Origin of the sequence: Methylobacterium sp. WSM2598 (genome assembly GCF_000379105.1) — a bacterium.
Classification (GTDB): Bacteria; Pseudomonadota; Alphaproteobacteria; order Rhizobiales; family Beijerinckiaceae; genus Methylobacterium.
Window position 1 is genome coordinate 1,301,347 of record NZ_KB900609.1, and the last position, 14,618, is coordinate 1,315,964.

Sequence of the window (14,618 nt, forward strand, 5' to 3'; positions counted from 1 at the left end):
GGGCGGCGCTGCCGGCGGGCCTCCTGATCTTCGGCCTCGCGGTGACCTTCTGGTTCGGGCTCGGGGCCGCGCGGGCCCGCCGGGCCGGCGCGCGCGAGCGCGAGCGGGCCCGGCGGGCGCCGGAGCCCGGCCCGACGCCCCTCGAGGTCAAGCTCGAGCAGATGCTGACCGAGGCGCGGGTGATGCTGCCCGGGGCGCAGGCGCTGCTCGGCTTCCAGCTCGTCATCACCTTCACGGATTCCTTCGAGGCGCTGCCCTTCGCCGCCCGGGCCGTCCACATGGCGGCGCTCGGGCTGATCGCGCTCACGGTGATCTGGCTCGTCGCCCCCGCCGCCTTCCACCGCATCGTCTACGCGGGGGAGGACGCGCCGGAGGTCCACCGCCTCGGGACGCGCTTCCTGCTCGCCGCGAGCGTGACGCTGGCCCTCGGCATCGCGGCCGATCTCGGCGTCGTCCTCGCCAAGGTGCTGGAATCCGGTCGCGCGGGCCTCGCGGGCGGGATCCTCTGCCTGTGCGGCCTCCTCGGCCTCTGGCACGCGGCGCCGCTGGTGCTGCGCCGCCGGGCCGCGGGCGCCGGGCGGGGCGACGCGCCGCGCGCGGCCGGGGAGCCCGGCGGGCCGGCATGAGGGGATGAGGCCGCGCCGGGCCGGCCCCGCTACTCCGCCAGGTCCCGCATCACCCGGATCAGCTCCGCCTTGCCCTCGAAGCCGATGCCCGGCAGGTCGGGCATGACGATGTGCCCGTCCTCGACCCGCACCCCGTCCGGGAAGCCGCCGTAGGGCTGGAACAGGTCCGGATAGCTCTCGTTCCCGCCGAGCCCGAGCCCCGCCGCGATGTTGAGCGACATCTGGTGCCCGCCATGCGGGATGCAGCGGGCGGGCGACCAGCCGAATTCCGCGAGCACGTCGAGGATGCGCAGGTACTCGACGAGCCCATAGGCGAGGGCGCAGTCGAATTGCAGCCAGTCGCGGTCCGGCCGCATCCCGCCGTAGCGCAGGAGGTTGCGGGCGTCCTGGTGCGAGAAGAGGTTCTCGCCCGTCGCCATCGGCCCCGGATAGAAGCCGCCGAGCGCCGCCTGCAGGGCGTAGTCGAGGGGGTCGCCCGCCTCCTCGTACCAGAACAGCGGGTAGTCCCGCAGCATCTTGGCGTAGGCGATGGCGGTCTCGAGGTCGAAGCGCCCGTTCGCGTCGACGGCGAGCCGCGCCTGACCGCCGATCTCGGCCAGCACGGCCTCGATGCGGCGGCGATCCTCGGCCAGGGAGGCGCCGCCGATCTTCATCTTCACGACCGTGTAGCCGCGGTCGAGGTAGCTGCGCATCTCCGCCCGCAGCGCCGCGTCGTCCTTGCCCGGATAGTAGTAGCCCCCGGCCGCGTAGACGAAGACGCGCGGGTCGGCCTCCCGGCCCTCCCGCTCCGCCAGCATCCGGAAGAGCGGCTTGCCGGCGATCTTCGCGGCCGCGTCCCAGACCGCCATGTCGAGGGTGCCCACCGCCACCGAGCGCTCGCCGTGGCCGCCGGGCTTCTCGTTGCGCATCAGCGCGGCCCAGATCCGGTGCGGGTCGAGGGTGTCCCCGGCCTCGCTCAGCAGGCTCTCGGGGGGCGCCTCCAGCAGGCGGTCGCGGAAGCGCTCGCGGATCAGCCCGCCCTGGCCGTAGCGGCCGTTGGAGTTGAAGCCGTAGCCGACGACCCGGCGCCCGTCGCGCACCACGTCGGTGACCACCGCGACGAGGCTCGTCGTCATCTTCGTGAAGTCGATATAGGCGTTGCGGATCGGCGAGGCGATCGGCTTGGTGATCTCGCGGACGTCGACGATGCGCATGCGCGGCCCTCCTGTCGGGCCGCGCAGCTAAGCAACATTCGCCGAAGGGGTCACCGGTTCGGCGGCGAACGATGATGCGAGACGAGGCTGAGCCGGATTGCCGATGCCATTCGGCTCAGCCGGGCGGCGCGGGCGGACCTCGCCGGCGGCGAAACGGTCCCGACCTTCGACCTCGCGGCGACGCCGCAGGGCATGGCGCGCGACGGTCACGGGCTCGCCCGGCTGCCGCGCCCGCGCGGGGCCCGCCGAGGCCGACATCCCCCTCGACATGCGGCTGTTCCGCTCGCTCGCGCACCGCAGGCACGCGGCGGACGCGCTGCGGGCACGGCTCACCGGACCCAGAGGCGCGCGCGCCCGCCCCGCGCCGGGCACTCGGGGCGGCCTTCGACCGGGTCCGGAACCCGGCGCGCCGCGCTGCGCCGCCGCGAGCGGTCCGGTGATCAGGAAGTGGGTGTGAACCATCGGCATCGTCGGCGTCAGCGAGTCCTCGGGTGCCGCGCACCCCCGTTTCCGCTTGTCTCTCGCCGGTCATCGATTCGCAACGACTCTTGTTCCATCACCATCCCGAACATAGCCCGCGGCTGTTGATTCGCGCGCGACGCCCTCCTTCTTCGAATTTCTCGCGAAACCCCCGCCGGAGGCGTTTTGAATCTGTTTTAAAGGTTTTAGAATCTGAGTTTCAGGTCCGAATCCCGCCGCGGCATCAAGCGGTTAAGCCGCGATTCGCGGATCGATGTACGGGATTGACGGATCGATGTACGGCGTTGACGGATCGATGTACGGGGCAAGCCGGAACGAAGTACGGCGGCCCGTGACGAATCCTTGAAATTGTCCACAGGCCAGGGGGGTTGTCCACAGACCGGGCAGGAACTCGGTTTTTGTCATCCGGGCAGGGACCGAAGTACGGAGTTTTTGTCAGGCCGCGACGGCAGGCGCGGCCCCGCCCTCGCGGGCCGCTCGGGCGCCGCGCACGCTCCTGGACGCGTTGGGGTTTTCGTCGGTGCCGCGCGGACCGGAGCGGGGCTCGCCCGGCCCTCGCGGCGGCGGCGCGCGCGGCGTGTCCGCTGAGGATGCGCGTCCCCCGACATTTTCGCCGCCGGACCGGGGAAGGCTGCGGCGCGGGACGCTCAGCGTCCGGCTTGGCGCCAGAACACCGGCAGGCTCGCCCGCAGCCCGTCCCTGAGGTCCTTCGGGAGCAGCGCCATGATCTTGCGGTCGTGCGCCGTCATGGCGTTGCGCACCTCGTCGGCGCGGGCGGCGCCGGCCTGGGTGACGAACAGCCCCTGCGCCCGCCCGTCGACCGGCTGCCGCAGCACCAGGCCGAGCGCGTCGAGCCGCGCCGTGATCGGCGCCATGTTGGCGCGCTTGATGCTGAGTTCGCTGCCGATCTCGGTCTGCGTCACGCCGGGATTCGCCGCGACGAGGACCAGGACCGACGCCTCGGTGGGCGTCAGGCCGAGCCGGCCGAGATCCTGACCCAGCTCGGCCATCAGGGCGTTCGACGCGCGGCGCAGCTGGTAGCCGAGCAGGTCGTTGAGCGGGCTGTGCAGGCGCGGGGGCTTCGACGTCACCCCGGCCCCTTAGAGCACCCCGTTGCGGCCCGCAAATTTTATGCTATGAACCATAACAATACCGAGGGGAAGCGACGAGGGGGATGATGCCGATGGCCGGGGTGTCGGGCGGCGTGGCCGCCGCTGCCGAGCGCGTGCTCGTGCGGCACGATCCGATCACCGGGGAGGTGGCGAGCCGGGTGCCGGCCTGCGGGCCGGACGAGGCCGTGGCGGTGGCCGACGCGGCCGCGGCGGCGTTCCCGGCCTGGGCCGACCTGGGACCGAACGCGCGCCGCGCCGCGCTGATGCGCGCCGCCGCGCAGATCGAGGCGAGGGCGGAGGCCTTCGTCGCGGCGATGATGGGCGAGGTCGGCGCCACCGCGGGCTGGGCGCGGTTCAACGTGACGCTCGCCGCCTCCATGCTGCGCGAGGCCGCGGCCCTCACCACCCAGGTCGGCGGCGAGGTGATCCCGTCCGACAAGCCCGGCTGCCTCGCCATGGCCATGCGCGAACCGGCCGGGATCGTGCTCGGCATCGCGCCCTGGAACGCCCCGGTGATCCTGGGCGTGCGGGCGGTCGCGGTGCCCCTCGCCTGCGGCAACGCGGTGATCCTGAAGGGGTCCGAACTCTGCCCCCGCACCCACGCGCTGATCGCCGAGGCGCTCCGGGCGGCGGGCCTGCCGGAGGGCGTGGTCGGCTACGTGGCGAACCGGCCCGAGGAGGCGGGCGAGGTCGTCGGCGCCCTGATCGACCACCCGGCGGTGCGCCGGGTCAACTTCACCGGATCGACGGCGGTCGGGCGCGTCGTCGCCAAGCGCGCGGCCGAGACCCTGACGCCCTGCCTCCTGGAACTCGGCGGCAAGGCGCCGCTCCTGGTGCTGGAGGATGCGGATCTCGACGAGGCCGTGCGGGCGGCGGCGTTCGGGGCCTTCATGAACCAGGGCCAGATCTGCATGTCGACGGAGCGGATCATCGTCGTCGACGCGGTGGCGGAGGCCTTCGTGGCGAGGTTCCGCGCCAAGGTGGAGACCCTGGCGGTGGGCGATCCCCGCGACGGCCGCGCGCCGCTCGGCGCCGTCGTCGACCGCCGCACCGTCGCGCATGTGGGCGCCCTGGTGGAGGCGGCGCTGGCCGAGGGGGCCGTGCTCGTGGCCGGCGGCCCGGCCGCGGGCGTGCTGATGCCCGCCCACGCGGTCGACCGGGTGACGCCGGACATGCGGCTGTTCCGGGAGGAGAGCTTCGGGCCGGTCGTGGCGATCGTGCGCGCCCGGGACGAGGCGCACGCGGTCGCCCTCGCCAACGACACCGATTACGGCCTCTCGGCGGCGGTCTTCACCCGCGACACGGCGCGGGGCCTGCGGGTCGCCCGCCGCATCCGCTCCGGGATCTGTCACGTCAACGGCCCGACCGTCCACGACGAGGCCCAGATGCCGTTCGGCGGCGTCAAGGCCTCCGGCTACGGCCGCTTCGGCGGCAGGGCCGGGATCGACGCCTTCACGGAGCTGCGCTGGATCACGATCGAGACCCAGCCCGGCCATTACCCGATCTGATTTCGGCACCAGGAGAGGACAGAGAGATGTCGCAGGAGCGCAGCGAGCGGGACACCGTCGCCTTCGAGGTGATCGACCGGGTGGCCTGGGTCCGCTTCAACCGGCCCGAGAAGCGGAACTGCATGTCGCCCAAGCTCAACCGGCGCATGATGGAGGTCATCGACGAGCTGGAATTCCGCCAGGACGTCGGCGTGCTGGTGCTCACCGGCGAGGGCAGCGCGTGGTCCGCCGGGATGGACCTCAAGGAGTATTTCCGCGAGACCGAGGCCCAGGGGCTCGCCGGCACCCGCAAGGCGCAGCGCGAGAGCTACGGCTGGTGGCGCCGCCTGCGCTGGTACCAGAAGCCGACGATCGCCATGGTCAACGGCTGGTGCTTCGGGGGCGGCTACGGCCCGCTCTTCGCCTGCGACCTCGCCTTCGCGGCCGAGGAGGCGCAGTTCGGGCTGAGCGAGATCAACTGGGGCATCCTGCCGGGCGGCGGCGCCAGCAAGGTCGCGGTGGAACTCACCTCGTTCCGCAACGCCATGTACCACGCCCTGACGGGCGAGACGATCGACGGCCGCAAGGCCGCGGCCTGGGGCTTCGTCAACGAGGCGGTGCCGGCCGGGCAGCTCAGGGCCCGGGTGAGCGAGGTGGCGGCCCTGCTCCTCGCCAAGAACCCGACCGCCCTCAAGGCGACCAAGGACGCGATCCGCCGCGTCCGCGAGATGACCTACGACAACGCCGAGGATTACCTGGTCCGGGCGCAGGAGGCGGCCAACAGCTACGACGGCGAGGGCCGCAAGGAGGGCATCCGCCAGTTCATCGACGAGAAGTCCTACAAGCCGGGCCTCGGCGCCTACGACCTGCGCAGGACCGCCTCCGCCAATCCTGCCTGAATCCGCAGGACCGGCCACGCCTGCGCCGCACCGGTGATCCCTTCGCCGGTGATCCCCTCGGCGGAGGAGGCCTCGCCCGTGCGGGACCCGCCTTCCTCGCCGACCCGGCGGCCGGTGCGGCGACGGAGGCGGGCCCCGCACGGAACCTGAGCTGCGGCCCGACTCGACGGGTCGTGCGCCCCGCGGCAGAGACCACCGATCGGCACGCCACCCCGCGCTTCCGGCCTCGGCAGCGTGAGGACGGCGCTCGCCTCGACCCGGTTCTTCCCCTGCGTCAAGAACGGGGGTGAGCCGATCCGCGCACAGCCGGGCACGCCGCGTCGTGCCGCGTGAGGGACGCCCAATCCATGACAGATCTTGCTCGCTTGCTGCGGCCCGCCTCGGTCGCGATCGTCGGGGCCTCCGACAAGCCGGGTGCGCTCGGCGCCTCGGTCCTCGCCAACCTGGAGCGCGCCGGGTACTGCGGCGCGATCCACCTCGTCAACCCCAACCGGGCGGAGATCGGCGGGCGGCCCTGCCTGCCCTGCGTCGAGGCGCTGCCGGACGGGGTGGACGCCGCCGTGCTGGCCATCCCGCGCGCCGCCGTGCTGCCGGCGATCCGGGCGCTGGCGGCGCGGCGGGCCGGGGCGGCGGTGGTGTTCTCGGCCGGCTTCGCGGAGGGCGGCGAGGCCGGCCGCGCCGAGCAGGATGAGATCGCCCGGATCGCCGGCGAGGCCGGCATGGTCGTCGAGGGGCCCAATTGCCTGGGCCTCGTCAATTTCGTCGACGGCGTGCCCCTCACCTTCGTGGAACTGCCCGGGACCCGGCTCGCGAGCCGCCCGGGCATCGGGATCGTCTCGCAATCCGGCGCCATGGCGGCGGTGCTCGCCGTGACGCTGCAGGCGCGCGGGCTCGGCCTGTCCTACTCGGTCTCGACCGGCAACGAGGCCGCGAGCGGCGTCGAGGACTACGTCGAGTTCCTGGTCGAGGATCCCGACACGCGGGTGATCGTCCTGATCGTCGAGCAGTTCCGCAAGCCCGCGCGGTTCCTGGCGGCGGCCCGGCGGGCCCACGCGGCCGGCAAGCCGGTCGTCCTGCTCCATCCCGGGCGCGGCGAGGCCGCCCGCCGCTCGGCCGCCACCCATACGGGGGCGCTCGCGGGCGATTACGACCTCATGCGCCTCAAGGTCGAGGACGCCGGCGTGAGCCTGGTGCCCACCCTGGAGGAGCTCGCCGACGTCGCCGAGATCCTGCTGCGCTGCCCGCCGCCCGGGTCCGGGGGGAGCGCCGTGCTGGTGGAGTCGGGCGCCTACAAGGCCCTGACCCTCGACCTCGCCGAGGAGGTCGGCCTCGACCTCCCGGCCATCGCGGATGCCGACAGCCCGGGCCTGCGCGCCGCGCTGCCGGATTTCGTGCCCGTCAGCAACCCGGTCGACCTGACCGCCCAGGGGCTGGTCGACCCCGACCTCTACCGGCGCGCGCTCGCCGCGCTCCTCGACGATCCCCGCTTCGGCGCGATCCTGCTCGGCATCATCCAGACCGACGAGACCACGGCGCGCCTCAAGTTCCCGCCGATCATCGCGGCCCTGCGCGAGCTTCGGCCGGGCAAGCCGGTGGTCTTCGCCGGGCTCGACGAGGGCGCGGCCGTTCCGCCGGACGGCCTCGCGGCCCTGCGCGACCTCGGCGTGCCCTGCTTCCCGTCGGGCGAGCGGGCCGTGCGGGCCCTCGCCGCGGTGGCGCGGCGGTCCGGCCGCCGGATCGCCACCGCGGCGGCCGCGCCGGCCGCGCCGGCCCTGGCCCGGAACCTGGCCCGGAACCTGGCCGGGGTGGTGCCGGAATACGCCGCCAAGGCGGCCCTCGCCCCGCTCGGGGTGCCCTTCCCGGAGGGCCGCATGGCCACGACCCTGGCGGAGGCCCTGCGCGCCGCCGAGGTCCTCGGCTACCCGGTCGTGCTCAAGGCGCAATCGGCCGAGCTGTCCCACAAGAGCGACGCGGGCGGCGTGATCGTCGGCCTGCGGGACGCGCAGGCCCTCGCGGAGGGCTGGGAGCGCCTGGCGGCCAACGTCGCGCGCCACCGGCCCGGCCTCGTCCTCGACGGCGTGCTGGTCGAGCGGATGGGCCCGCGCGGCGTCGAACTGATCCTGGGCGGCCGCAACGACCCCGAATGGGGCCCGGTCGTGCTCGTGGGCTTCGGCGGCGTGCAGGCGGAGGTGCTGAAGGACGTGCGCCTGCTCTCGCCCGGCATGGACGAGGCGGCGATCGCGGCCGAGATCATGGCCCTGCGCTGCGCGGCCCTGCTCGACGGGTTCCGGGGCGCGGCGCGGTGCGACGTGGCGGCGGTGGCCCGCCTGGCCGCCGCCCTCGGCCGCACCCTCGCGGGAGAGCCGCGCATCCGCGAGATCGATCTCAATCCGGTGGTCGTCTACCCGGCCGGCGAGGGCGCGCTCGCCCTCGACGCGCTGATGCTGGTCGCGCCGGCCTGAGGCCGGCGCCGCCGCGCGCGACGGGTCGGCGGAGGCCCGAGAAATCCTGCTGCGATCGGGAGGTTGGACATGGTGGGTGCCGTGGTGCCGGCGCGCGAGGCGTCGGGAGCGAATGTGACGGCCCTCGGGCTCTGCTGCCTGGTGGCGGCGATCGAGGGTTTCGACCTGCAATCGGCCGGGGTGGCGGCGCCGCGGCTGGTGGCGGCCTTCGGCCTGGCCCCGAGCCAGCTCGGCCTGTTCTTCAGCGCGAGCACGCTGGGCCTGCTCGTCGGGGCGGCCTTCGGCGGGCGGATCTCCGACCGGCTGGGCCGCAAGCGCACCCTGCTCGCCGCGGTCGCGGTGTTCGGGCTGATGTCGATCCTCACCGGGCTCGCCGCGCGCTTCGACCAGCTCGTCGCGGCCCGCCTGCTGACCGGGGTCGGCCTCGGCGGGGCGTTGCCGAACCTGATCGCGCTCGTCGCCGAGACCGCGTCGCCGGCCTATCGCGGACGGGCGGTGGCGGCGCTCTACGCGGGCCTGCCGGTCGGCGGCGTCCTGGCGAGTCTCGCCACCCTGGTGGACACCGATCCGGGGAACTGGTCGGGCATCTTCGTCCTCGGCGGCGTCGCCCCGCTCGCGGTGATCCCGCTGCTTGCGGCGTGGCTGCCCGCCGGCGGGGGCCCCGCCGCGCCGGGCCGGCCCGCAGCGTGCCCGACGCCCTGTTCGGCGAGGGCAGGGCCGTCGCCACGGCCCTGCTCTGGACCGGGTTCCTGCTCGGGCTGTTCGTCTTCTACCTCCTCCTCAACTGGCTGCCCTCCCTGCTGATCTCGCGGGGCCTGCCGCGCGCCGACGCGTCCTGGGTCCAGGTCGCCTTCAACCTCGGCGGCGCCCTCGGCAGCGTCGCGACCGGCCTGCTGATGGACCGCTGGAACCGGGCGGCGTTGGTGGCTCTGATCTTCGGCTGCAGCATCGCGGCCCTGGTGCTGCTCGCCGCCGTCCCGGCCTCGCTCGCCCTGATGATGGCTGCCGGGTTCCTGATCGGGGCCACCGCCTCCGGGGCGCAGATGGCCCTCTACGCCCTCGCGCCGAGCTGCTACCCGACGGAGATGCGCGGCACCGGCGTCGGGGCGGCCGTCTCGGTGGGGCGCCTCGGATCGGTCGTCGGTCCGCTCTTCGCGGGCGTCCTGCTCAAGGCGGGGCAGAGCCCCATCGAGGTGCTCCTGGTCCTGGTGCCGCTCTTCGCGCTGTCGGGGCTCGCCGCCACCCTCCTGGCCCGCCGCGTCCGGCCCGCCTGAGCGCGCGTTTCCGGTGCCCGGACCGGTGCGGCACGGCGTCGGACCATCCCGGTCTGACTTAGGGTCATCATTTCGGTCCGGTGTTGCGGATTTGCAGATTGCCGGCTTCGCACGGCGCGTCGTAGTCTTGATTCGTGGCAGGACAAGACCAGCGGCACAGATGACGTCGGGGTCAGCTTCCGACGAGGTGTCGAGTCCGGTCTATGCCGCAATGCCGTCACGGGAGGGTGCTGCGCATCGTCTTGCCTAGACCGGCGGCGCAAGCGCCACGAGCGCGGGAGAAACGCAATGGGAAGGATGAGGAGTCTGCTGCCGGCATCCGCCGCGGCCTTGACGGGGGTCGCCGGCGCGTCGGCGGCCGACCTCCCGGTCAGGAAGGCGGCACCGGTCGAGTACGTCAGGGTCTGCACGGCGCACGGCGTCGGCTTCTTCACCGTTCCGGGCACCGACACCTGCATCCGGATCGGTGGCCGCGCGCGGTTCGAGGCGACCGTCATCCAGCCGCTGATGCGCAGCGGGGGCGACACGGTCGGCTATCGCGGGTTGGGCCGGCTCAACCTCGACGCCCGGACCTCGACGGGCTACGGGACCCTGCGGGCCTTCGTGCGCTTCGACCTCGCGAGCCGCACGGGCGGCTACCTCAAGGCGCCGACCGTCGAGCGCTTCGGCTGGGCCTTCTCGGCGACCGGCGTCGACACGGCCGGTCGCGTCCAGCAATTCGTCAACGTCGACAAGGCATTCATCCAGTTCGCGGGTCTCACGGCCGGCCGCGCGGCCTCGTTCTACGATTTCTACGGCGGCGATTTCGAGATCATCGGCAACGCGCTCGGCTCCGGCCTCGCCTCCACGAACCTCCTGGCCTACACGGCGACGCTCGGCCAGGGGGTCACGGCCACGCTCTCGGTCGAGGATTCCAACTTCCGCAAGACGCCGCTGTTCGGCGGAGGGGCCGCCGGGACCTTCGCGGGCGGCCCGAGCGCCGCCTCGGGCAGCTTCGCGCCCCTCGTGGTCACGGACGCCGCCGGTGCTCCGGTCGCCGTCGCCTCGCTCGACACGGTCCAGCGCTCGCGCATGCCCGACGTCGTCGGCGTTCTGCGCTACGACGGGTCCTGGGGGGCCGCGCAGCTCTCCGCGGCGGTGCACGAGCTCAATGCCGGCAATCCGGTGCTCGGCGCGGCTGGCGGCCCGGCCCTGACGGTCCTGACGCCGGCGCAGGCCGCGGCGCTGCCGCGCGCCGCCGCGCCCGCGGGCCGGGCCGCGAGCGCCTACGGCTGGGCGATCCAGGGCGGCGTGAAGATCAGCCTGCCCTTCCTCGCCGCGGGGGACGCGCTCTATCTCCAGGGCGCCTACGGGGAGGGGGCCGAGCGCTACGTCGGCGTCGCGAACTACAACGGCGCCCTGACGCCGTCGAGCTTCCCGGTCCCGGGCCTGTTCAGCTCGTCCTACGCGGACGCCGTCGTCGACCCGCTCACGGGCCGGATGACCCCGTCGACCTCCTTCTCGGCCGTCGCATCCCTGCTGCATTACTGGGTGCCGGAGTGGCGCTCGGCCGTCTTCGCCTACTACGGCGAGATGCAGTTCGGCAAGGGGGTGCGGGCCGGAAGCGCGCTGTTCGGCGTGGGCGGGCTTCCGAACCCCACCAGCGCGGCCGGGGCGGCCGCCCTCGCCATCAGCCCGGTCCTGCGCGACACGACCGAACTCGTGACCGGCGCCAGCCTGATCTGGTCGCCGGTGCGGGACCTCGATGTCGGCGTCGAGGGCGTCTACGTGCGGACCGCCGTCGCCAGCGGGCGGGTGCTCAACCCGAACAAGTCCGTCCTGAACCTCGCGGCGGCGGGCCTCGCGGGCGGGCCGACCCTGGCGCAGGTCCAGGCCGCGCCGACAGTGGCGAGCCAGGACACTTTCCAGGTCCGGATGCGCGTGCAGCGCGATTTCTGATCGCGGTCGGAACCGGTCGAAGGCGGGGCGGGGCGGCGATCGCTCCCGCCCCGTTCGGCGTCGTGCGCCCGGCCTAGGCGCGCTCCCGAGGGTGGACGTTCCTCCGCGGCCGCGGGCCGATGACCGGGAACCGGGCGGTCGTGCCGGCAGGGGCGCGGTCCTGCCCGGGCAGGTCCCGCCGCGGAGGCTGAACAGGACGCGTTCGCTCCCCCGGTGCAGGGCGTGCGATCCTGTCATCCGGCAAACTCTTCCGCACCCCCTTGGCAGGCGCATCCTCCCCGTCGAGGGGCCGGCGATCGGAGATCGCCCGGCAGGCTGCCGCGGCGCACCGCGACCGGTGATCCTAGCGGATCGGAGGACCGTCCCGGATCCGCCCTGTCAGCTCTGCGGGGCCTCGGCGCGAGGGGGTGCGTGACTGCAAAGGCTGCGGGGTGTCGTGATCTCTCGATCGGGATTGCGTCAGGCGGGCGCGCCGGACACCGATCGATTGCCGGCCCCTCAGCCGAGGCCGTTGCGGAAGGCGGCCGAGCCGTGCCCGACGGACCGAGCGAGGGGGAGTGCTCGCACCTTGCCGAAGGCGCGGCGCCGGACGCGGGGGCAGGTGGCGCGGCCCCGCGGAGGGTCCGCGAGGCCGGGCGGCGAGGGGAGAGGGGGCGGTCCTTCCGCACCCCCGTCCGGGCGCCGCCGCTCAGGCCGCCCGGATGGTGGCCAGGAAGCGGCCGACCTCGCTGTTCAGGTGCTCGGACTGGCGGGACAGTTCGGAGGCGGCGGCCAGGACCTGACTCGCCGCGGCGCCGGTGTCGTCGGCCGCGGCCGAGACCTCCGCGATGCTGCACCTCACGCCGCTCGCACCCTGCACGGCCTCGGCCGCCGTGCGCACGATGTCCCGGGCCGCCGTGTCCTGGATCTCGACCGCCGCCGCGATCGCCGCGGAGACCGCGTCGATCTCGCGGATGCGGCCGGTGATCCCGGTGATCGCCGCGATGGCGTGGCCGGTCGTCGCCTGGATGCGGGTGATCTGGTCGCCGATCTCGCGGGTCGCCCGGGCGGTCTGGGTCGCGAGCGCCTTCACCTCCTGGGCCACGACCGCGAAGCCGCGGCCGGCCACCCCGGCCCGGGCCGCCTCGATCGTCGCGTTGAGAGCGAGCAGGTTGGTCTGCTCCGCGATCGCCGAGATCAGCCCGACCACGTCCCCGATCCGGGCGACCGCCTCGGACAGATCCGCCACCAGGCGTCCCGTCTCGTCCGCCTCGCGCACGGCGCTGCCGGCGATGGCCGTGGCCTCGCCGACCCGGGCGCCGACCTCCCGCACGCGGCTGCCGAGGCCGCCGGCCGCGCCGGCCATCGTGCCGACATTCGCCTCGGCCTCCTGCGACGCCGCCGCCACGGCGGCGCTCTGCACGACCGTCCGCGACGCGGTCTCGGTCATGCTCTGCGCGATCGCCTCCAGTTCCGTCGCGGAGGAGGAGACCGTCGTCACGATGCCGCCGATCGCCTGCTCGAAGGCCTGGGCCATCTGCCGCATGCCGAGCCGCTTCTGCTCCTCGGCCGAGAGGCGGGCCGCGGCGGCCTCCGCCTCGAGCTCCCGCGTGCGGATCAGGTTCGCCTTGAAGGTCGCGACCGCCCCGGCCATGGCGCCGATCTCGTCCCGCCGCGCCGTCCCGGTGACGGAGACGGCGACGTCGCCCTCCGCCAGCCGCGTCGTGGTCCGCGCGAGCTGCCGCAGCGGGCGCACCACGCGCGCGAGGACGATCGCGATCACGCCGCCGGACAGGAGCAGCGCCGCGCCGAGACCCAGGCCGCAGAGGACGACAATCATCCGCGCGCGCTGCACCGCCTCGCGGGCGTGGTCCTCCAGGCGGTCGAGCGCGAGGCGCGAGACCGCGTCGACCCCGTCGAGCGCCGGCACGGCGACCGCTCTCCACTGGTCGAGCGTGGCCGCCGCCGGGCTGCCGCGCGTGATCGCCTGCAGGATGGCGTCGCGCTCGCGCTTCAGCGGGCCCTCCGCGAAACCCTGCCGCGCCGCCGCGACGGCGTCGCGCAGGGCCGGGGTGAGGCTGGGCTTCGCCGCGGCCTCCTGAAGCAGGGTCCACAGCAGCGCCGCCCGCGTCTCCGTCGCGGCGAGGTCCCTCGCCTCGGTCTCGCTGAGGGGACGCTGGCCGCTGACGGCGCCGACGATCAGGACGACGTCCCGCCCCACCTCGGCGCGAATGGCCGCGGTGGCGGCGCGCAGCGCGATCTCCGGCGCGAGGGCCGGGTTGAGCCGGATGATCTCGGCCTCGAGCGCCGCCGCGGCCGCCTGGAAACTGTCGAGCAGCGTCGCGCCCTGCGCGAGGACCGTCTGCGCGAGTCCCGCCGCGCGCTCCCGCGGCGGGCGCGTCAATTCCCCGTCGATGCGCGGCCGCAGCGTCCGGAACCCCTCGTAATCCGCCGCGAGCTTGCGGAACGCCTCGCGCAGCGGCGCGGCGGCGATCCCCTCGGCCGCGGCGAGCGCGCGGCCCATCGCGGCCTCCACCGCCGCGCGCCGGGTCATGATGCTCGGGATGTTGCCCGTGTTGCGTTCGGGCGGAAGTTGCAGGGCGGCCGCCGAATCCCCGCGCTCGACGCGAAGATTGAGCGCCGCCGTGACCAGGTCCTTGTCGAGCCCGGCATAGCGCGAGACGTCCTCGGCCGCTGAGGAGGACTCGCCCGCTTCCATCATCATGTACAGCAGCGGCACCGTTGCGGTGCACACCATCAGCGCGAGCGCGCCCATCAAGAGCGCCGAGATGCTCAACCTCATCATCGATCCTCCCACGTGACCCAACGGTAGGACCGCTTCCCTAAGAAAGCGTGATTATCATTGCCGGTCGTGACTTGTGATAGAGAAGGTCGAGCAAGTCTTGATCTGCTCGTGCACCGGTCCGACCGGCGCCGCATCCGGTCCGGCTCCGACCTTGCAGAGGCGCGACTGTTCCGCTCCGGCGGGGCAGCGGGGACGGCGACGAGCGCGGCCCGCACGGATCCCCGCGCCGGCCGTGCGACCGGGCCGCCCGGCGCGGGCGCCGGTTTTGTCACGGGGAGGCGGAGCGAAGTACGGCGAATCCGTCAGCCCGGCGCGAGGGGCGGGCGGTCCGATTTTGTCACGCGCGGGCGGACCGAAGTACG

10 protein-coding genes (1 of these 10 running past the window's edge) are annotated in these 14,618 nt (G+C 74.0%); 7 read left to right on the top strand and 3 right to left on the bottom strand.

The features are described from left to right. Nucleotides 1-626: the 3' portion of a DUF6328 family protein gene (locus MET2598_RS0106210; protein ID WP_012333266.1), read on the top strand. 343 nt of this gene lie to the left of the window's left edge; only the last 626 of its 969 coding nucleotides appear in the window; its start codon lies off the left edge, out of view; it ends in the stop codon at nucleotides 624-626. 29 nt (nucleotides 627-655) lie between these two features. Here the strand turns inward: MET2598_RS0106210 and MET2598_RS0106215 are convergent, their stop codons facing one another. Next, the gene (locus tag MET2598_RS0106215) at nucleotides 656-1,819 is read right to left on the bottom strand and encodes a mandelate racemase/muconate lactonizing enzyme family protein (RefSeq protein WP_018260239.1); all 1,164 of its coding nucleotides are present in this window, start codon (nucleotides 1,817-1,819) and stop codon (nucleotides 656-658) included. 1,127 nt (nucleotides 1,820-2,946) lie between these two features. Then, nucleotides 2,947-3,390, bottom strand: a complete 444-nt coding sequence (locus MET2598_RS0106220) for a MarR family winged helix-turn-helix transcriptional regulator (RefSeq protein ID WP_012333264.1) — start codon at nucleotides 3,388-3,390, stop codon at nucleotides 2,947-2,949. Nucleotides 3,391-3,473: 83 nt separating this feature from the next. Between MET2598_RS0106220 and MET2598_RS0106225 the strand changes: the two genes are divergently transcribed. The 6 genes from MET2598_RS0106225 (at nucleotide 3,474) to MET2598_RS0106250 (ending at nucleotide 11,471) form a co-directional block, all read left to right on the top strand. After that, nucleotides 3,474-4,919, top strand: a complete 1,446-nt coding sequence (locus MET2598_RS0106225; RefSeq protein WP_018260240.1) for an aldehyde dehydrogenase — start codon at nucleotides 3,474-3,476, stop codon at nucleotides 4,917-4,919. A 26-nt stretch (nucleotides 4,920-4,945) separates the two neighbouring features. Continuing rightward, complete coding sequence (locus MET2598_RS0106230) at nucleotides 4,946-5,797, top strand: p-hydroxycinnamoyl CoA hydratase/lyase (protein WP_018260241.1); 852 nt, start codon at nucleotides 4,946-4,948, stop codon at nucleotides 5,795-5,797. 347 nt (nucleotides 5,798-6,144) lie between these two features. Next, nucleotides 6,145-8,259, top strand: a complete 2,115-nt coding sequence (locus MET2598_RS0106240) for an acetate--CoA ligase family protein (RefSeq protein ID WP_026190550.1) — start codon at nucleotides 6,145-6,147, stop codon at nucleotides 8,257-8,259. Between the two features lie 69 nt (nucleotides 8,260-8,328). After that, a complete protein-coding gene (locus MET2598_RS42035) occupies nucleotides 8,329-9,063 on the top strand; it encodes an MFS transporter (protein ID WP_198292999.1) in 735 nt (244 codons plus the stop codon). Next, complete coding sequence (locus MET2598_RS42040) at nucleotides 8,946-9,533, top strand: MFS transporter (protein ID WP_198293000.1); 588 nt, start codon at nucleotides 8,946-8,948, stop codon at nucleotides 9,531-9,533. Before MET2598_RS42035 ends, MET2598_RS42040 begins: the two co-directional genes overlap by 118 nt. 288 nt (nucleotides 9,534-9,821) lie before the next feature. Then, on the top strand, nucleotides 9,822-11,471 hold the full coding sequence (locus MET2598_RS0106250) for a porin (protein WP_026190551.1): 1,650 nt from the start codon (nucleotides 9,822-9,824) through the stop codon (nucleotides 11,469-11,471). Between the two features lie 688 nt (nucleotides 11,472-12,159). On the opposite strand, the gene MET2598_RS0106255 is transcribed toward MET2598_RS0106250, so the two are convergent. Next, nucleotides 12,160-14,253: a methyl-accepting chemotaxis protein gene (locus MET2598_RS0106255; protein WP_051086504.1), complete on the bottom strand. Its 2,094-nt coding sequence runs from the start codon at nucleotides 14,251-14,253 to the stop codon at nucleotides 12,160-12,162. Nucleotides 14,254-14,618 lie beyond the last annotated feature (365 nt).

Coding starts and splice junctions, on each gene's coding strand:
- MET2598_RS0106215 (WP_018260239.1), bottom strand. CDS start 1,819: ATGCGCATCGTCGACGTCCGCGAGATCACCAAGCCGATCGCCTCGCCG.
- MET2598_RS0106225 (WP_018260240.1), top strand. CDS start 3,474: ATGATGCCGATGGCCGGGGTGTCGGGCGGCGTGGCCGCCGCTGCCGAG.
- MET2598_RS0106230 (WP_018260241.1), top strand. CDS start 4,946: ATGTCGCAGGAGCGCAGCGAGCGGGACACCGTCGCCTTCGAGGTGATC.
- MET2598_RS0106240 (WP_026190550.1), top strand. CDS start 6,145: ATGACAGATCTTGCTCGCTTGCTGCGGCCCGCCTCGGTCGCGATCGTC.
- MET2598_RS42035 (WP_198292999.1), top strand. CDS start 8,329: ATGGTGGGTGCCGTGGTGCCGGCGCGCGAGGCGTCGGGAGCGAATGTG.
- MET2598_RS0106250 (WP_026190551.1), top strand. CDS start 9,822: ATGGGAAGGATGAGGAGTCTGCTGCCGGCATCCGCCGCGGCCTTGACG.
- MET2598_RS0106255 (WP_051086504.1), bottom strand. CDS start 14,253: ATGAGGTTGAGCATCTCGGCGCTCTTGATGGGCGCGCTCGCGCTGATG.